Source organism: Agrococcus sp. SCSIO52902 (genome assembly GCF_022983135.1).
GTDB classification, from domain to species: Bacteria; Actinomycetota; Actinomycetes; order Actinomycetales; family Microbacteriaceae; genus Agrococcus; species Agrococcus sediminis.
In genome coordinates this window covers 1,034,200-1,050,175 of sequence record NZ_CP095269.1, presented here as the reverse complement: position 1 = coordinate 1,050,175, position 15,976 = coordinate 1,034,200, and the positions used below count along the sequence as shown (strand labels likewise).

Annotated in this window: 15 protein-coding genes; 4 read left to right on the top strand and 11 right to left on the bottom strand. The window is 71.9% G+C overall.

Annotated features, from left to right (window positions below):
* Positions 1–14 precede the first annotated feature (14 nt).
* The 5 genes from MU522_RS05200 to MU522_RS05180 form a co-directional block, all read right to left on the bottom strand.
* Positions 15–1,034: an ABC transporter permease gene (locus tag MU522_RS05200; protein ID WP_146354485.1), complete on the bottom strand. Its 1,020-nt coding sequence runs from the start codon at positions 1,032–1,034 to the stop codon at positions 15–17.
* A complete protein-coding gene (locus tag MU522_RS05195; protein ID WP_146354487.1) occupies positions 1,031–2,548 on the bottom strand; it encodes a sugar ABC transporter ATP-binding protein in 1,518 nt (505 codons plus the stop codon). The genes MU522_RS05200 and MU522_RS05195 overlap by 4 nt, the downstream gene beginning before the upstream one ends.
* Before the next feature lie 257 nt (positions 2,549–2,805).
* Positions 2,806–4,443, bottom strand: a complete 1,638-nt coding sequence (locus tag MU522_RS05190) for a fucose isomerase (protein ID WP_246992948.1) — start codon at positions 4,441–4,443, stop codon at positions 2,806–2,808.
* A 10-nt stretch (positions 4,444–4,453) separates the two neighbouring features.
* Positions 4,454–5,941, bottom strand: coding sequence for an FGGY family carbohydrate kinase (locus MU522_RS05185; RefSeq protein ID WP_246992946.1), 1,488 nt, complete (start codon positions 5,939–5,941; stop codon positions 4,454–4,456).
* 187 nt (positions 5,942–6,128) lie between these two features.
* Positions 6,129–7,703, bottom strand: coding sequence for a stealth family protein (locus tag MU522_RS05180; protein ID WP_225792670.1), 1,575 nt, complete (start codon positions 7,701–7,703; stop codon positions 6,129–6,131).
* A gap of 285 nt (positions 7,704–7,988) precedes the next feature.
* Between MU522_RS05180 and MU522_RS05175 the strand changes: the two genes are divergently transcribed.
* Positions 7,989–8,900: a phosphodiesterase gene (locus tag MU522_RS05175; RefSeq protein ID WP_246992944.1), complete on the top strand. Its 912-nt coding sequence runs from the start codon at positions 7,989–7,991 to the stop codon at positions 8,898–8,900.
* Positions 8,901–8,927: 27 nt separating this feature from the next.
* On the opposite strand, the gene MU522_RS05170 is transcribed toward MU522_RS05175, so the two are convergent.
* Together MU522_RS05170 and MU522_RS05165 are read right to left on the bottom strand one after the other, a co-directional pair.
* Positions 8,928–9,767: an LmeA family phospholipid-binding protein gene (locus MU522_RS05170; protein ID WP_246992942.1), complete on the bottom strand. Its 840-nt coding sequence runs from the start codon at positions 9,765–9,767 to the stop codon at positions 8,928–8,930.
* Between the two features lie 26 nt (positions 9,768–9,793).
* On the bottom strand, positions 9,794–10,240 hold the full coding sequence (locus MU522_RS05165) for an SRPBCC family protein (RefSeq protein WP_246992940.1): 447 nt from the start codon (positions 10,238–10,240) through the stop codon (positions 9,794–9,796).
* A gap of 52 nt (positions 10,241–10,292) precedes the next feature.
* Here MU522_RS05165 and MU522_RS05160 point away from each other — a divergent pair, with 52 nt between their 5' ends.
* Complete coding sequence (locus MU522_RS05160) at positions 10,293–10,796, top strand: VOC family protein (protein ID WP_246992938.1); 504 nt, start codon at positions 10,293–10,295, stop codon at positions 10,794–10,796.
* A 9-nt stretch (positions 10,797–10,805) separates the two neighbouring features.
* Here MU522_RS05160 and rocD read toward each other — a convergent pair whose 3' ends face one another.
* Both rocD and ddaH read right to left on the bottom strand, forming a co-directional pair.
* A complete protein-coding gene (gene rocD / locus MU522_RS05155; protein WP_246992936.1) occupies positions 10,806–12,059 on the bottom strand; it encodes an ornithine--oxo-acid transaminase in 1,254 nt (417 codons plus the stop codon).
* A gap of 11 nt (positions 12,060–12,070) precedes the next feature.
* Positions 12,071–12,916 carry a dimethylargininase gene (gene ddaH, locus MU522_RS05150; RefSeq protein WP_246993456.1) on the bottom strand — a complete coding sequence of 282 codons (846 nt, stop codon included), beginning with the start codon at positions 12,914–12,916 and terminating at the stop codon, positions 12,071–12,073.
* Positions 12,917–13,020: 104 nt separating this feature from the next.
* Between ddaH and MU522_RS05145 the strand changes: the two genes are divergently transcribed.
* Positions 13,021–13,458, top strand: coding sequence for an Lrp/AsnC family transcriptional regulator (locus MU522_RS05145; RefSeq protein WP_128189093.1), 438 nt, complete (start codon positions 13,021–13,023; stop codon positions 13,456–13,458).
* Positions 13,459–13,500: 42 nt separating this feature from the next.
* Complete coding sequence (locus tag MU522_RS05140) at positions 13,501–13,917, top strand: NUDIX domain-containing protein (RefSeq protein ID WP_128189094.1); 417 nt, start codon at positions 13,501–13,503, stop codon at positions 13,915–13,917.
* Here MU522_RS05140 and MU522_RS05135 read toward each other — a convergent pair.
* Complete coding sequence (locus tag MU522_RS05135; protein ID WP_246992935.1) at positions 13,914–14,906, bottom strand: IS481 family transposase; 993 nt, start codon at positions 14,904–14,906, stop codon at positions 13,914–13,916. The genes MU522_RS05140 and MU522_RS05135 overlap by 4 nt on opposite strands.
* Before the next feature lie 341 nt (positions 14,907–15,247).
* Positions 15,248–15,940, bottom strand: coding sequence for a hypothetical protein (locus tag MU522_RS05130; protein ID WP_246992932.1), 693 nt, complete (start codon positions 15,938–15,940; stop codon positions 15,248–15,250).
* Positions 15,941–15,976: the final 36 nt, after the last annotated feature.

Genomic DNA, 15,976 nt, shown 5'->3' with positions numbered 1-15,976 from the left:
GCGGGGCTTTGGGGTCAGAGCCCTCTGCGGTTGCGGAGGGAGTCGGCGAAGACGGCGATCGCGATGACCACGCCGACGACGACGTTCTGCCATTCGGTCTGGATGGACATGATGCGCAGGCCGTTGATCAGCACGCTCATGATGAGCGCGCCGATGAGCGTGCCGACGATCGAGCCGCGGCCGCCGAGCAGCGACGTGCCGCCGATGATCACGGCCGCGATGGCCTGCAGCTCGTAGCCGACGCCGAGCTGCGGCTGGGCCGAGTCGAGGCGGGCGGCGAGCACGACGCCGGCGATGCCGGTGAACACGCCCGCGACGGTGTAGATCGTGACGAGCCAGCGGTTCGTGTTGACGCCCGAGAGCCGCGTCGCCTCCTCGTTCGAGCCGATCGCCACGGTGTAGCGGCCGAAGACGGTCTTGCTGAGCAGGAAGTAGGCGACCGCCGCGAGGATGAACATGATGAGCACCGCGTTCGGCAGGCTCGGGATGAGCGTGCCGAGGGCGATGTCCTTGAAGCCGGGCACGCCCGAGAAGTAGATCGGGCGGACGCCGGAGATCACGAGCGCGAGGCCCTGCGCGACCATCATCATCGCGAGGGTCGCGATGAAGGGCGGCAACTTCAGGTAGGCGACGTTGATGCCGTTGATGAGGCCCATGAGCGCACCGGTCGCGATGCCGGCGAGCACGCCGAAGATGAGCGGCAGGCCGAGGTTCACGGCCACGATGCCGGTCATCACCGCCGCGAGGGTCATGCCCGTGCCGATCGAGAGGTCGATGCCGCCGGTCGTGATGACGAACGTCGTGCCGAGCGCGAGGATGCCGATCACCGCGGTCGCGAGCAGGATGCCCGAGATGTTCGACCAGGTGAAGAAGTTGTTGCTCGCGATCGAGAAGAACAGCAGCAGCACGACGAGCGTGCCGAAGGCCAGGCCCTGCTGGAGGCCCTTGCGCCACAGCGCGGCCCGGGCGCCGCGCTCCTTGGCGACGGCCTCGTCGGAGGGCGCGTCGGCGGGGCTCTGGGTCGTCTGGCTCATGCTGCTCCCTGCTCATCGGCGACCAGGTGGGTCGCGAACTCCATGATCTTGGCCTGGCTGGCGTCCTCGTTGGCCAGGGTGCCGGTGACCCGGCCGTTCGCCATCACGACGATGCGGTGCGCGAGGCGCAGCACCTCCGGCAGCTCGCTCGAGATGACGATGATCGACTTGCCCTCCGCGGCGAGCTTCTGGAGGAGGCGGTAGATCTCCTCCTTCGCGCCGACGTCGATGCCGCGGGTCGGCTCGTCGAAGATGAGGATGTCGCAGTCGCGCGCCAGCCACTTGGCGATGACGACCTTCTGCTGGTTGCCGCCCGAGAGCAGCTTCACGACCTGCTCGGTGGAGGGCGTCCTCGTGCGGAGGTCCTTCACGTAGCGCTCGGCGGTCGTACGCGCCTTGCCCTGCTGCACGACGCCGAGCGGGCCCGTGAACGTGCCCATCGACGCGAGCGCGGTGTTGAAGGTCACGCTCTGCTCGAGCATGAGGCCGAGCCGCTTGCGGTCCTCCGAGAGGTACCCGATGCCGTGCCGCACCGCATCCGCGGGCTGCTTGATCGACACCTGCTTGCCGTTGACCTCGATCGTGCCGGCGCTGCGCGGGTCGGCGCCGATGATGGCACGGGCGGTCTCGGTGCGGCCGGCGCCCATGAGCCCGGCGAAGCCGAGGATCTCGCCGCGGTGCAGCTCGAAGCTCACGTCGCGCAGCAGCTGCCGCGTCGACAGGCCCGTCACGCGCAGCACGACCTCGTCGCGCAGGTGCTCGCTCGCCTTCGGCCGCGCCCCCTCGTCGAGGTGGCGGCCGACCATCATCTCGATGATCGTCGGGACGTCGATCTCGTCGCGCTCGAGCGTGCCGATGTACTCGCCGTCGCGCAGCACGGTGACGCGGTCGGCGAGGCGCTTCAGCTCCTCCATGCGGTGGGAGATGTAGACGATGCCCGTGCCCTTGGCCTTCAGGCTCTCGATGAGGCCGATGAGCGTCTCGACCTCGGTGTCGGTCAGCGCGCTCGTCGGCTCGTCCATGATCAGCACCCGGGCGTCGAACGAGAGCGCCTTGGCGATCTCGACCATCTGCTGCTTCGCGACCGTCAGGTCGCCGACGCGCTGCTTGGCGTCGAGCTTGATGCCGAGGTCGTCGAGCAGCTGCTGGGCCTTGCGGTTGAGGCCGCGCTCGTCGAGGAACGGCCCCTTGCGCGGCTCGCGGCCGATGTAGATGTTCTGCGCGACCGAGAGGTCGGGCATCAGGTTCATCTCCTGGTGGATGATGCTGATGCCGAGCGCCTGCGCGGCCGCGGGGCCGGGGATCTCGACCTCCTGGCCGTCGACGCGGATCGAGCCCGTGTCGCGCTGGTAGATGCCCGAGAGGATCTTCATGAGCGTCGACTTGCCGGCGCCGTTCTCGCCGACCAGCACGAGCACCTCGCCGGAGTGCAGGCTGAACTGCACCTCGTGGAGCGCCCGGACGCCCGGGAAGCTCTTGCTGATGCCCTCGACCTCGAGGAGCGCTGCTGTCACGTCGTACCTGCTTCGTTGGAGGACTCTGCTGACTTCCGACTGCCGGAAAGATCCGACCTATGATGCCCACACTGGCGCATCCACCGCAAGTTGTATCTGAATGTATCTAACGCTGCGCCGTCGCGCTACTTTCGCTCCATCACGAGCGGATAACGGTTCGATCACGGCGTCCCGCCGCGCGGCATCGCCGTCGGCGCGGAACGGCCGGTCGGAAGACATCCGACCGGCCGCCTCCGGCGACGTGGCGCTGTGCCGGCTCAGAGCGCGACGTCGCCGCAGAGGTGCACCTCGAGCCCCATGCCCGCGAACATGGCGGCCTTCGCCGCGAGGGCGCGGTCGGCCGCCTCGGCGTCGGGCGCGTACGCCACCTGGATGTGGTTCGACTTGTGCCGGGCCATCAGCTGGTCGCGGCTCACGCCGTGCAGCACGGCGTGCATGATCGGCCACTGGTGGTCGGTCGAGTCGAGCCGGCGCTGGGTCTCCTCCTCGGGGAGCTCGACCACGTGCGCGCGGCCGATGTCGGCGTGCAGCGCGCCGTCCATGACGAACACCCGCGACCAGACGATCTCGCCCGGCTTCGAGACGCCCGAGAGCGTGCCTCCGCCCTTCGGGAAGAACATCGGCACCTGGCGCATCGAGTACGAGCGGTCGTAGCCGCCGTTGTGGCTCGCGGGCACCGACCCCGAGATCTCGAAGACCCAGACGAACTCGCCGTCGTACTCCTCGCCCCAGCGGATGTCGTGCAGCGTCGTGGCCGGGTCGAAGCCCATCGCGGTCCAGACCCGGTTGGTGACGAGCGCATCCACCGCCACGCCCTCGTCGACCTCGTTGAAGTGCGGCAGCGGCGCCCCGGCCCAGAGCTCGCGCTCGCCGTCGCGCGAGCGCACCGGCGGGCGCTCGACGTTGTTGAGGAGGCCCTCCGCGAGGTCGGAGGCGGCGCACTGGTCCTTGAGGCCCTGCTGGTACTGGATGCCGATCGCGTCGACGCCGTAGTCGTCGCCGATGCGGAGCGCCGCGATGTACATGCGCATCTGGCTGAGCACCTGCTCGCGCGTGAGCTCGGTCGCGTCGTCCTGGCCCCACTGGAAGGTCAGCCCAGCCTGCTCGAGCCAGGTCAGCGCGGCCTCGGCCTCGGCGTCGGGCACGAGCGCCATCTCGGCGAGCAGCGCGCTCTGCGAGAGGCGCTCCTTGTAGATGCCGGTGGGGTTCAGCATCTCGTCGTCGATGATGGCGTTGTACATGCCCATGCAGCCCTCGTCGAAGATGCCGATGACCGCGTGGTCGTCGCGCAGCTGCTCGGCCAGCGCGGTGCCGAGGCGCGCCTCGTCGCTGTCGGGGACGGCGCCGAGGTCGCGCACGTGCGACGTGTCGTGCTCGATGCTGCCGGTCTCGAGCCACTCGCCGAGCTTCGTGCGCGCCCACTCATCGGTGAAGTCGCGGCTCCACAGGATCGAGTGCTCGATCTCGGCCTTCGTGAGGCTCGCCGTCAGGTTGAGCAGGCCCACGAGCCCGGGGTACTGACCCTCCCAGTTGGCGACGATGAGGATGGGCCCGCGGTGGGCGCGGAGCCCTGCGAGCACGTGGTGGCTGTACTGCCAGACGGCGTCGACGACCACGACCGGCGCGTCCTTCGGCACCGACCGGAAGACCTCGATGCCCCGCGCCTGCGAGTCGATGAAGCCGTGCCCCGTCTCGGGGTCGACGCCGTGGGCGCGCTCGGTCTCCCAGCCGTGCGCGGCGAACGCCTCCCGCACCTGCTCCTCGAACGCCTGCTGCGCGGGCCAGCACGTGGTGTTGGCGGCGAGCCGCAGGTCGCCGGAGGCGACGGTGTAGACGGTGGTGGGCGCGGCCTCCGGCCAGGTGCGGCGCTCGGGGATGGCGTAGGCGGTGGTCATGTCGGTCCTCTCAGTGGGCGTCGGTGCGACGCGAGTCGATGAGTGCGTGGGCGATGTCGCGGGTGGCGGGGTAGAGGTCGCGGTACAGGCCGTACAGGCGGCCGTATGCCGCGTGCCGGCCCGGGTCGGGCTCGACGATGTGCGACGGCGGGTTCCATTCGTCGATCTCGGGCGTACCGACGAGGCCTGCGGCGAGGAACGCGGCACCGAAGCTGGCCCCCACGGTCACGCTCGGCAGCACCTGGGGCAGGCCCGTGACGTCCGAGACGATCTGGGTCCAGAGGCCGCCGGTCGTGCCGCCGCCGATCGCGACGACCCGCTCGATGCGCGTGCCGGCCTCGCGCATGACCTCGATGTTGTGGCGCACGCCGAAGGCGGTGGCCTCGAGCGCGGCGCGGTACAGGTCGCCGGCGGTCGTCTCGAGGCTGAGGCCGACGACGACGCCCCGGGCGTCCGGATCCTGCACGGGCGTGCGCTCGCCGGCGAAGTACGGCAGCATCAGCAGGCCGCGCGCACCGAGCCCGCTCTCGGCCGCCTCGCGCGTGAGCGTCGCGTAGTCGCTCCCGGCGACGAGGTCGCGGATCCAGGTCGTGATCGCGCCGGAGGTGGCCATGCCGCCGGCGAGCGAGTAGGAGCCGGCGCCGACGCCCCGCGTCGTCCACATTCCCGGGGCGCTCGGCCGCGCATCCGTCGTCGCGATGAGGAACATCGTCGTGCCGTACATGAGCATGAGGTCGCCGCTGCGGGTGGCGCCCGCGCTGACCGCCTCGGTCCAGGCGTCGATCGTGCCGAGGGCGACGGGGATGCCCTCGGGCAGGCCCGTCTCGCGCGCCGCCTCGGCCGTGACGACCCCCGCTGCCTCGGCCGGCAGCGCGAGCCGCGGCTGGGCGATGCCGGGGGCGACGGCCTCCCACGCGCGGTCGTCCCAGGCCGCGGCGTCGAGGTCGTAGAGCGGCCAGCACTGGCTCGCCGAGTGGTGGTCGAGCAGCAGCTCGCCCGTCAGCCGGAGCGCGAGGAGCGACGCGGGCATGGCGAGCGACTCGGCCCGCGCGTAGGCCTCGGGCTCGTGCTCGCGGATCCAGGCGATCTTCGGCCCCGCGGCCTGCGAGGTGAGGGCGCTGCCGCCGAGGGCGACGATCGCCTCGGCGCCGAGCTCGGCGGTGATGCGCTCGATCTGCTCGCCGGCCCGCGAGTCGACGCCGTAGAGGATGGCCGGGCGCACGGGCGCGCCGGCGCCGTCGAGCAGCGCGACGCACGGGCCCATGCCGCTCACGCCCACCGCGACCGGTTCGGCGTCGGGCACCGCGGCGAGCAGCTCGCGCACGATCGAGACGAGCTCGCTCCACCACCGCTCGGCATCCATCTCGACGTGGCCGGGGGCGGGCCGGTCGACGGTGTGCTCGCGGACGGCGGTCGCGAGCACGGCGCCCGATCCGTCGACGAGCACGCCCTTCGTGCTGGACGTGCCGACGTCGACCCCGAGGGTGGCGCTGATCATGTGCGAGCTCCTTCGATCCGCGCTCTAGCGTGCCAGAGATCGGATGTTCGCGCATCCATGCAGCTCGGGCGCGCGGCTCTCGCCTGTCACATCGGACGGCGATGCTCCTAGTAGGCGAGCGAAGGTCGGATGGTTCGCCGTCGCGTGGCGACTCGTCCGTTCTCGTGACTCTGATCGCGCCGCTCGACTAGAGCGAGAGGGTGCGGGGCTCCGCGGCCTCGACGGGACGATCCCGCTCCCATGGCGCCGGGATCGGGAAGTAGTGCTCGAGGAACTCGCGGACCGCGCGGGTGCGCTCCTCCACCGAGATCTCGGGGAACGAGCCGTCGTTGAGGCAGAACATGTCCTGGTCGCGCTTGCGCAGCAGCCGCTCCATGGCCGGCAGCGCCTTCCGCAGCGTCGTCTCGATGTACTGCACCTTCGCGGCGGTCTGCTGCACCGCCCGGCCCGTCACGAGCGCGTAGTAGTGGTACAGCGAGTTCGTCACCGAGATGTCGGTCGCCGAGCGGAAGCGCGCGGCCGTCGTGCGCCGGAAGTCCTCGGGGAACTCCGCCTCGAGCTCGGCCATGACGCTGCGGCGCAGGGGCGCCGCGCAGTGCTCGAGGTGCCGGGTCGTGACCGCGCCGAAGCGCTCCCGCAGGAGCCGGCGGTTCGAGCGCGCCGCGTTGTCGTGCCCCGAGCGCTCCGGGTGGGTCTCCCCCAGCCCGATGCGCGTGGTCGCCTCGACGAACTTCGTGATGCCGCCGGGCGAGAAGAACAGGTCGGGCTTGAGCGCGCGCCCGAAGAACATGTCGTCGTTGGAGTAGAGGAAGTGCTCGCTCAGGCCCTCGATGCGGTGCAGCTGCGCCTCGACCGCGTGGGAGTTGTGGGTCGGGAGCACCGACGGGTCGGCGAACATCGCCTCGGCCGGCACGAGCGTCACCCGCGGGTGCTCGGCGAGCCATGCGGGCGCCGGCGAGTCGGTGGCGATGAAGATGCGGCGGATCCACGGCGCGTACATGTGCACCGAGCGCAGCGCGTACTTCAGCTCGTCGATCTGCCGGAAGCGCGCCTCGGAGTCGTCGCCCTCCCCCACGACGTACGCCTGCATCCGCTTCGCCCGCTCGCGCTGGAAGTCGTCGCTCGAGCCGTCGACCCAGGAGAAGACGATGTCGATGTCGAAGGTGACGTCGCTCGCGAGCGGCTCCCACATGTCCTGGATCGTCTGCCACTCGCGGCCGTAGCGCACCACGGTGGCGTCGATCGCCTCGTGGCGCGGCATCGTCGCGCGCATGACGGCGTTGGGCAGCGGCGCCACGATCGTGTCGTCGCCGAAGCGCCACAGCTCGAGCTGCACGGCGGTCTCGCGGCCGTACCGCAGGCGGCCGGCGGGCTCGACGCGCGGCCGGTAGACGCGCATCGCGGATGCCTTGCGGTGCCCGGCGAGGCGGCCGTCGGCGAGCAGCACGGGGCCGTGGTGCGCGGCCTTCGCCGGCGCGATCGCCTCGGCGTAGAAGGGCTCGTCGGCGAAGGCGCCCGCGAGCACCGCCGCGAGCTGCTTGCGTCGCGCGCGGTCGACGGCGACGATCGGCCGGCCGTCGTCGTCGCGCACGAGCAGGAACGGGATGTCGGCCGCGTCGAGCGCCGCGCCGAGCGCGAGGAGGTCCTCCACCATCGACTCGTGCGGCGTGCTGTGGCCGTTCGCGAGCGCGTACCGCCCCTTGCGCACCACCACGTCGTCGCGGTCGAACCGGCCGAAGCGCCCGCCCGAGGGCACGAGCACGAGCTCGGGCGCATCGGAGACGCGGATGCCGGGCTCTGCGTGGGGGTCGGAGCGCGAGAACGCGCTCGCGGCACCCGGGCCGTGCTCTCGCTCGCTGCTCACGTCTGGAAGGGCTCCTGCCTCTGGGGGACGCCTCCATGGTACCGCCGGGGCTCCTGGCCCCATCGGGCGCCGTTCGACCTGCATACACGCCGCGTTCACGCCGCGTTCTCGGGCACGTGCTGGGCTAGCGTTCCAGCAGTGCCCGACGCTGCGCACGAACCGAGAGATCGGATGGGACGACCCGTGACACACCGCACGGCCGAGCACCCCCGGCCGGACCACTTCCTCCTCCACATCTCCGACACGCACCTGCTCGCCGGCGGCGGCAGCCTCTACGGCCGCGTGCCGAGCGAGCAGCACCTGCGGCGGCTCTTCGCCGAGTTCGAGGCATCCGGCGCGCGGCCCGATGCGATCGTCTTCACCGGCGACCTCACCGACCACGGCGAACCCGACGCCTACCGGCGGCTCCGCGCGATCGTCGACCCCGTCGCGGCCGACCTCGGCGCGCGCGTCGTGTGGGTGATGGGCAACCACGACGACCGGCGCGCGTTCCGCGCCGAGCTGCTCGACGAGCCGGCCTCCGACGCGCCCGTCGACGCGGTCGTCGAGATCGACGGCCTCCGCATCATCACCCTCGACTCCACCGTGCCGGGCTTCCACCACGGGGCCGTCTCCCCCGCGCAGCGCGCGTGGCTCGGCGAGGTGCTCGCGACGCGGGCGCCGCACGGCACGATCCTCGCGATGCACCACCCGCCCGTGCCGAGCGTGCTCGACCTCGCCGTGTCGGTCGAGCTGCGCGACCAGGCCAACCTCGCCGAGGTGCTCGCCGGCTCCGATGTGCGCGCGATCCTCGCGGGGCACCTGCACTACTCCTCGACGGCGACCTTCGGCGGCATCCCCGTCTCGGTCGCATCCGCCACGTGCTACACGCAGGACCTCAACGTGCCGGTCGGCGGCACCCGCGGGCGCGACGGTGCGCGCGCCTTCAACCTCGTGCACGTCTACCCGACGACGGTGCTGCACTCGGTCGTGCCGCTCGGCGAGTTCCCCGCGCTCGACTGGATCGACCCCGTCGAGACCGAGCGGCGGCTCGCCGACGCGGGGTTCCGCATCGCGCCCGCGACGCGGTCGGCCGGCCAGCTCGTCGACGCCTGAGCGCCGGTCGGTGGCCCGGCGCCCGGCTCAGGCCAGCCGCGCCTCGATCGTCACCGCGTCGGTGACGGTCACCTGCACGTCGTCGACGCGGATGCCCTCCGGCAGCTCCGAGGCGAGGTCGATGCGACGGCCCTCGAACCGCTCGATGCGGCCGCGGGCGGCGCTCAGCATCGCCGCGACGAGCGGGTTGCCGCTGTCGACGTGGACGTCGGTCAGGGTCACGCCCATGCGGTCGTCGATCGAGGCGCTCGCCGAGCCGCGCACGGAGGCGCCCAGCAGCCCCTTCCGCACCTTGCCGTCGAGCGTCAGCCGCAGCTCGCGCGGCCCCGTCGCCTCGACGTCGATGTCGAGCCGCGAGACCGAGATGCCCCGCTCGGTGAGCGCCGACTCGGCGAGCCCCAGCACGGCGCGGCCCAGCTGCTCCTTCGGCACCGAGACGCGCGCCTGGCCGTGCAGCGGCTGGGCGGCGCTGGGCCTGCCGAGCTCGACCGCGAGCTCGCGGTTGTCGGTCTCGATCCAGGCGAAGGGCACGTCGGCGAGGGTCGCCTCGAGCGTCACCTCGGCGCCCGAGACGCGCATCGGGTCGGCGTGCACGCGCAGGTCGCGCAGCACGGCCGGCTCGCGCGCGACGGTCGCGCCCTGCGGCTCGAGCCGCGCGCGGTCGCGGTCGTGCTCGCCCGCGAGCACGAAGCCGGTGAGGTCGAGGTGCAGCCGCACCACGTCGGCGCCGTCGAGCTCGGCCTCGATGCCGGAGGTGCACGCGATGCCCGCCGGCTCCGCCGCGATCACGAGGGTGCGGATGCGCTTGGCGAGCTGGGCGCCGTCGGTCGGTCGGGGCGCGCGCCCCAGGAGGATGCTGTCAGCCACCCCGCGAGCCTACGCCGGATCGCCCGTCAGTCCAGTCGGAGCGCGGCGCGCATGCCCTGCTCGGCGCGTCCCATGACGGCCGCGTGCTGCGCGGCGAGCACCCGGTGCAGCACGGGGCTCGCGAGGCGCAGCAGGGGCTTCCGCGCCTCGACCTCCTGGGCGAAGGCCACCCGGGTGCCCACGCCCTCGGGGCGCACGCGCCAGGCGCTCCAGCCGTCGAGGTCGCCGCGGATGCTCGCCCGCAGCTCGTCGTCGGCGCGCGCCTCCTCGGCGATGGAGATGCGGATGCGGTACCCGGCCGGCGCGCGCACCTCGAGATCGGCGGCGCGGGCCGGGGCCGCCGGCGCGGCGGCGAGCACGCGCACCCCGGGCCACCAGCGCCCGTAGCCCGGGACGTCCTCGAGCAGCGCCAGCACCGCATCCGCCCCCGTGTCGAGGTGCCAGTCGTGGTCGAAGCGGTAGCGGGTGCGCATCGGCCCATCCTGCCCCTGGCGCCTGTGCGCGGCCCGGCGTACCGTCGCGGCCATGAGCAGCCTCGTCGTGCACTTCGAGATCCACGCCAGCGAGCCGCAGCGGCTCATCGACTTCTACTCGCAGCTGCTCGACTGGCGCTTCGAGCGGTTCGGCGAGGTGCCGTACTGGACGATCGCGACGGGCGAGGGCTCGCGCTCGCTCACGGAGCCCGGCAGCGGCATCAACGGCGGGCTCACGCAGCGCGAGGGGCCGGCGCCCGCGCCCGGGTCGCCGGTGAACGGCGCCAACCTCGTCATCGCCGTCGACGACGCCGACGCGACCTACGCGCGGGGCCTCGAGCTCGGCGGCACCGGCGCGCTGCCGCCGACCGACATGCCGCAGGTCGGGAGGCTCGCCTACCTCGCCGACCCCGACGGCAACGTCTTCGGCCTCATCTCGACGACGCTCTCCGACGGCACCTCGGTGATGGGCGACGAGGCGGAGCCGGACCTCGAGCGGCCCATGCACGGCGAGAGCGTCGCGCTCGACCCGATGAACTCGGCGCCGGAGCCGTAGCGGCTCGGATCAGCGGCGGTGGCCCACCGCCGCAGCAAACGCGTCGACGAGCATGTCGAGGTCGCGCTCCTCGATGACGATCGGCGGCGCGAGGCGCACCGTCTGGCCGTGGGTGTCCTTCGCGAGGATGCCGCGCTCGAGCAGCCGCAGGCACACCTGGCGGGCGGTGCCGACGGCCGGATCGATGTCGATCCCGGCCCACAGCCCCACGCCGCGCACCGCGGTGACCCCGTGGCCGACGAGCTCGCCGAGGCCCGCGTGCAGGCGGGCGCCGAGCTCGCGGGCCCGCGCCTGCATCTCGCCCTCGCCGAGCATCCGCACGACCTCGAGGCCGACGGCAGCCGCGAGCGGGTTGCCGCCGAAGGTCGAGCCGTGCGAGCCCGGCGTGAGGACGCCCAGCACGTCCTCGTCGGCGACCACGGCCGACACCGGCACCACGCCGCCGCCGAGCGCCTTGCCGAGCAGGTAGACGTCCGGCACGACACCCTCGTTGTCGCACTGGAACGTCGCGCCCGTGCGGCCGAGCCCCGACTGGATCTCGTCGGCGATCATGAGCACGCGCTCGCGCGCGGTGATCTCGCGCACGCGCTGCAGGTAGCCGGCCGGCGGCACGTTGATGCCCGCCTCGCCCTGGATGGGCTCGAGCAGCACCGCGGCCGTGTTCGGCGTGATCGCGGCCTCGAGCGCCTCGGCGTCGCCGAACGGCACCCGCACGAAGCCGGGCGTGAACGGCGCGTAGCCGGTCGTCGCCTCCGGGTCGTCGGAGAACGACACGATCGTCGTGGTGCGGCCGTGGAAGTTGCCCTCCATCACGATGATCTCGGCCTGCCCCGCGGGCACGCCCTTCACCTGGTACGCCCAGCGGCGGGCCACCTTGATGCCCGACTCGACCGCCTCGGCGCCCGTGTTCATCGGCAGCACCATGTCCTTGCCGGCGAGCGCTGCGAGCGCCTCGACGAACGGCCCGAGCGCCGCGGAGTGGAACGCGCGGCTCGTGAGCGTGACGCGGTCGAGCTGCGCGTGCGCGGCGTCGAGCAGGCGGCGGTTGCCGTGGCCGAAGTTCACCGCCGAGTAGGCGGCGAGGCAGTCGAGGTAGCGGCGGCCGTCGACGTCGGTCACCCACGCGCCCTCCGCCGTCTCCACGACGACCGGGAGCGGGTGGTAGTTGTGCGCGGCGTGCGCCTCGACCTGCTCGATCGCCCGCTCGGTCGCGGGCGACAGGGCCGTGCCCGTCGCCGCATCCGTCGTCGTCTCCGTCGTCATCGTCGCCTCCGTCATCGTCGCAGCTCCAGGGTGCAGCACTTGATCCCGCCGCCGCCGCGCAGCAGCTCGCTCAGGTCGAGGCCGATCGTCTCGTAGCCGCGCTCGGCGAGCTGGCGCGCGAAGCCCTCGGCGCGCTCGGCGATGACCATGGTGCGACCGTCGCCGAACGAGTTGAGGCCCAGCACGGATGCGTCGGCCTCGTCGACGAGGATGGCGTCGGGGTATCGGCGCTCGAGCTCGGCCCGGCTGGCGTCGTCGAAGGCGCTCGGCAGGTAGGCGATGCTCGTCTCGTCGAGGATCGCCATCGCCGTGTCGAGGTGGTAGAACGCCGGGTCGACGAGGCGCAGGCTCACAACCTCGCGGTCGAAGATGCCGCGCACCTCGTCGTGCGACTCGAGGCTCGTGCGGAAGCCGTGGCCCGCGAGGATCGTGCCGTTCGAGAGCAGGAAGTCGCCCTCTCCCTCGTTGATGTGCTTCGGCTCGTGCACCTCGAAGCCCTGCTCGGCGAACCAGCGCATGTAGGCGGGGCCCTCGGGCGCCCGCTGCTCGTAGGTGAACAGCGCGCCGTAGGCCTTGCCGTCGAGCGTGAGCCCGCCGTTGGCCGCGTAGACCATGTCGTTGAGGCCCTCGACGGGCTCGATCTGGTGCACCTCGAAGCCGAGGCGGTCGTAGGCGTCGACGAGCGTCTGCCACTGCGCGACCGCGAGGTCGGTGCTCGTGGGCTGGTCGGGATCCATCCAGGGGTTGATGCGGTAGGTGACGTCGAAGTGCGCCGGACGGCACATCAGCACGGTCTTCTGGGCGGCCGTGCGGGACGCGTCGGAGGGGGTCGCGGTCTCGGGGCGCGCGTGGGTCATCTCATGCTGCATGCCATCCAGGGTCGCAAACAATCGACGCATCAGTGGGGGTCAGCACGCATGTTTCTTGCGATCTGGCCGATCGTGACCGTAGAATCCTGCATATGGATCGGATCGACCACGGCATCATCGATCAGCTGCGCCTCAATGCCCGGGCCGGCTACGCCGACATCGGCGCCGAGGTCGGCCTCTCCGCCTCCGCCGTCAAGCGCCGCATCGACAAGCTCGTGGCTGACGGCGTGATCCGCGGCTTCACCGTGCAGGTCGACCCGGCCGTCGAGGGCCTCGCCACCGAAGCCTACGTCGAGCTCTTCTGCCGCGGCACCGTGTCGCCGAGCGACCTCAAGCGCATCCTCTCGGGCGTGCCCGAGATCGTCGAGGCCGGCACCGTCACGGGCGAGGCCGACGCGATCGTGATCATGCGCGCGCGCGACGTCATCGCCCTCGAGGAGGCGCTCGAGAAGGTGCGCGCCGCCGCGACCGTCGACCACACCCGCTCGGCGATCGTGCTCTCGAAGCTCATCACCCGCAACGCGGGCTGAGGGCTCCGCCCGGCCGCGCTCGGCGCGGCCTAGCCTGGTCGCATGCGCGTCATCACCGTCTCGGCGATCTGCTTCGAGCGCGCCGACGGCGCGGTGCTGACGGTGCGGAAGCGCGGCACCTCCGCCTGGATGCTGCCCGGCGGCAAGCCCGAGCCCGGCGAGACCGCGGCCGAGTGCGCGGTGCGCGAGGTGCGGGAGGAGCTGGGCGTCGAGATCGCGCTCGAGCGCATCGAGCCGATGGGCGACTTCGAGACGCGCGCCGCCAATGAGGCCGGCTTCGCCCTGCGCGCGAGCGTCTTCCGCACGCGCGATGCGATCGAGCCGAGGGCGCAGGCCGAGATCGAGGCGGTGCGGTGGATCGTGCCCGCGATCGGCGTCGAGGACGAGGCGGAGGCGCCGCTCAACCGCGAGCACGTCTTCCCGCTGCTGCTCGCCGAGCTCGCCGCGGCCGAGCGCTAGGTGTACTGCCCAGGCAGGTTGTTCAATCGGGTGATCGGTGGCTGCTTGCCGGTGGCGGTGTGGGGTCGGTGGTGGTTGTAGAGGTGCAGCCAGGCGGGGAGCGCGTCGCGTCTGGCTCGTTCTGAGCGGTAGTGGCGTCCGTAGGCCCATCCATCGGCGAGGGTGCGGTGGAAGCGTTCGATCTTGCCGTTGGTCTGGGGCCGGTAGGGGCGGGTGTGCTTGGGGACGATCGCGAGCTCTCGGCAGGTGTCGCGCCAGAGGTGCGAGCGGTAGGCGGGGCCGTTGTCGGAGAGGACGCGTTCGACGGTGACGCCGCGGGCTGCGAACCACGACGTCGCGCGGCGGAGCACGGCGGTCGCGGTTGCGGCGGTCTCGTCGTCGTGGATCTCGGCGTAGGCGACGCGGGAGTGGTCGTCGATGACGGTGTGGACGAACGCGTGGCGCAGCAGCTCGTGGCGATACTTGTTCCGAGCAAGCCCCGGCGTCTGGCGCCGGTTCCTGCGTCCTTGCTGGCGTCCGACGTAGCGCCAACCGCCGCCATCGGGGATGTTGCCGAGCTTCTTCACGTCGACGTGGATCAGCGAACCGGGACGGTCGTGCTCGTAGCGTCTGGCGGGCTCGCCGGTCTTCACATCGACATGGCTGAGCCGGTTGAGCCTGCAACGCACGAGCACTGCGTGGACCGTCGACGCCGGCATGCCGACCATCCCAGCGATCTGCACGGGCCCGAGCCGCTTCCGGATCCGCAGCTGCACGATCCGCCGGACCACATCAGGCCGGGTCCGGTTCGGCGAGGACAGCGGCCGCGACGAACGATCAGCCATTCCGGCCTCGCCCAGCTCGAGATACCGACGCGACCACTTCGCCGCGGTCGGCCAGGAGACCCGGAAGTAGTCCGCGGCCGCTGCGGCCGTCCAGCCGTCATCGACGACCGCGCGAGCGAGCCTAAGACGTTGGCGCGGCGTCAGCGCCGCATTACCGTGGGCCACGAGAACCTCCTGGCGGATGGCTGCTTGAACACCACCACCCTGCCCGGAGGTTCTCGCTACGTCACCACTCCACGTTCGAACAACGTCCCTGGGCAGTACAGCTAGGAGCGCGATCGGCGCCGGGGACGGAGAACGGGGCCCGACCGATGGTCGAGCCCCGTATCGGACGGCCGCCTCACAGCGCGCCGCGCATCTGCCCCTCCAGAAAAGACTGGGCTCCCTCTGCATCCCGCCGCAGCAGCGCCGAGACCCTGTCATGGCCCGAATTTCCCCTCGCGGGGCCCCAGCCGGGCCGTGCGTTCACCGTACGCGCGCTCCCTAGGAGCCGTCGATGGGGAGAACTACCCATCCCTGTATGCGACCGCGCCGCTCGAGCGCCGAGGCGTGTAGTCGCGCCAGGTGTCCCGGTAGTGCGCGTAGCCCGAGCGCATCGAGACGAGAGCCCACACGAGCCCGACGACGACGCCGGCCACCACGGCCCATCCGACCTCCGCCACGACGTCGACGAGCGCGCCGGCCAGCAGCCCGTAGACGCACGCGTTCACCACCACGATGAGCACGGGCGAGCTGCCGAACAGGTGGCTGAAGGCGCTGCGGCGCCGCAGGAACGAGTAGGTGCGCTCCATGCCGGCCTCATCGTCGGTGACCGCCGCGAGGAAGACCTCGCGCACGTGCGGGTCGAGGTCGACGTAGGCGCCGCGCAGCCGGTTCATCGCGACGACGTACATCATGTCCTCCTCGGCGACGTTGACGACCCGCAGCTGCGTCATGAGCCCGATGACGCAGAGGAACGCCAGGATCGCGAGCATCGCGGGCGAGAACCAGCCCGAGAAGCGCGACACCTGGCCGAGCAGGCCCATCGTCACGAGCCCCGCCGAGACGAGCGTCAGGAAGATCGTGATGCGGGTGAGCACCTCGCTCTGCGCCGTGCCGCGCGCGGCGAGCAGACCCCAGTGCTCGGTGGCGAGGATCTGCGCGCGGCGCCCGAGGGCCGCGTCGGACTCCGGCGCTGCTGCAGTGCCTCCGTCGGCCATGGCTCATTGTCCAGCCGCGCGCCCTGCGGCACCAGA

Bases quoted from the DNA above. Each gene is read 5' to 3' on its own strand.
- rocD (WP_246992936.1), bottom strand. From the start codon at position 12,059: ATGACGACGGAGACGACGACGGATGCGGCGACGGGCACGGCCCTGTCG.
- MU522_RS05145 (WP_128189093.1), top strand. From the start codon at position 13,021: ATGGATCGGATCGACCACGGCATCATCGATCAGCTGCGCCTCAATGCC.
- ddaH (WP_246993456.1), bottom strand. From the start codon at position 12,916: ATGACCCACGCGCGCCCCGAGACCGCGACCCCCTCCGACGCGTCCCGC.
- MU522_RS05160 (WP_246992938.1), top strand. From the start codon at position 10,293: ATGAGCAGCCTCGTCGTGCACTTCGAGATCCACGCCAGCGAGCCGCAG.
- MU522_RS05190 (WP_246992948.1), bottom strand. From the start codon at position 4,443: ATGACCACCGCCTACGCCATCCCCGAGCGCCGCACCTGGCCGGAGGCC.
- MU522_RS05165 (WP_246992940.1), bottom strand. From the start codon at position 10,240: ATGCGCACCCGCTACCGCTTCGACCACGACTGGCACCTCGACACGGGG.
- MU522_RS05130 (WP_246992932.1), bottom strand. From the start codon at position 15,940: ATGGCCGACGGAGGCACTGCAGCAGCGCCGGAGTCCGACGCGGCCCTC.
- MU522_RS05185 (WP_246992946.1), bottom strand. From the start codon at position 5,941: ATGATCAGCGCCACCCTCGGGGTCGACGTCGGCACGTCCAGCACGAAG.
- MU522_RS05200 (WP_146354485.1), bottom strand. From the start codon at position 1,034: ATGAGCCAGACGACCCAGAGCCCCGCCGACGCGCCCTCCGACGAGGCC.
- MU522_RS05140 (WP_128189094.1), top strand. From the start codon at position 13,501: ATGCGCGTCATCACCGTCTCGGCGATCTGCTTCGAGCGCGCCGACGGC.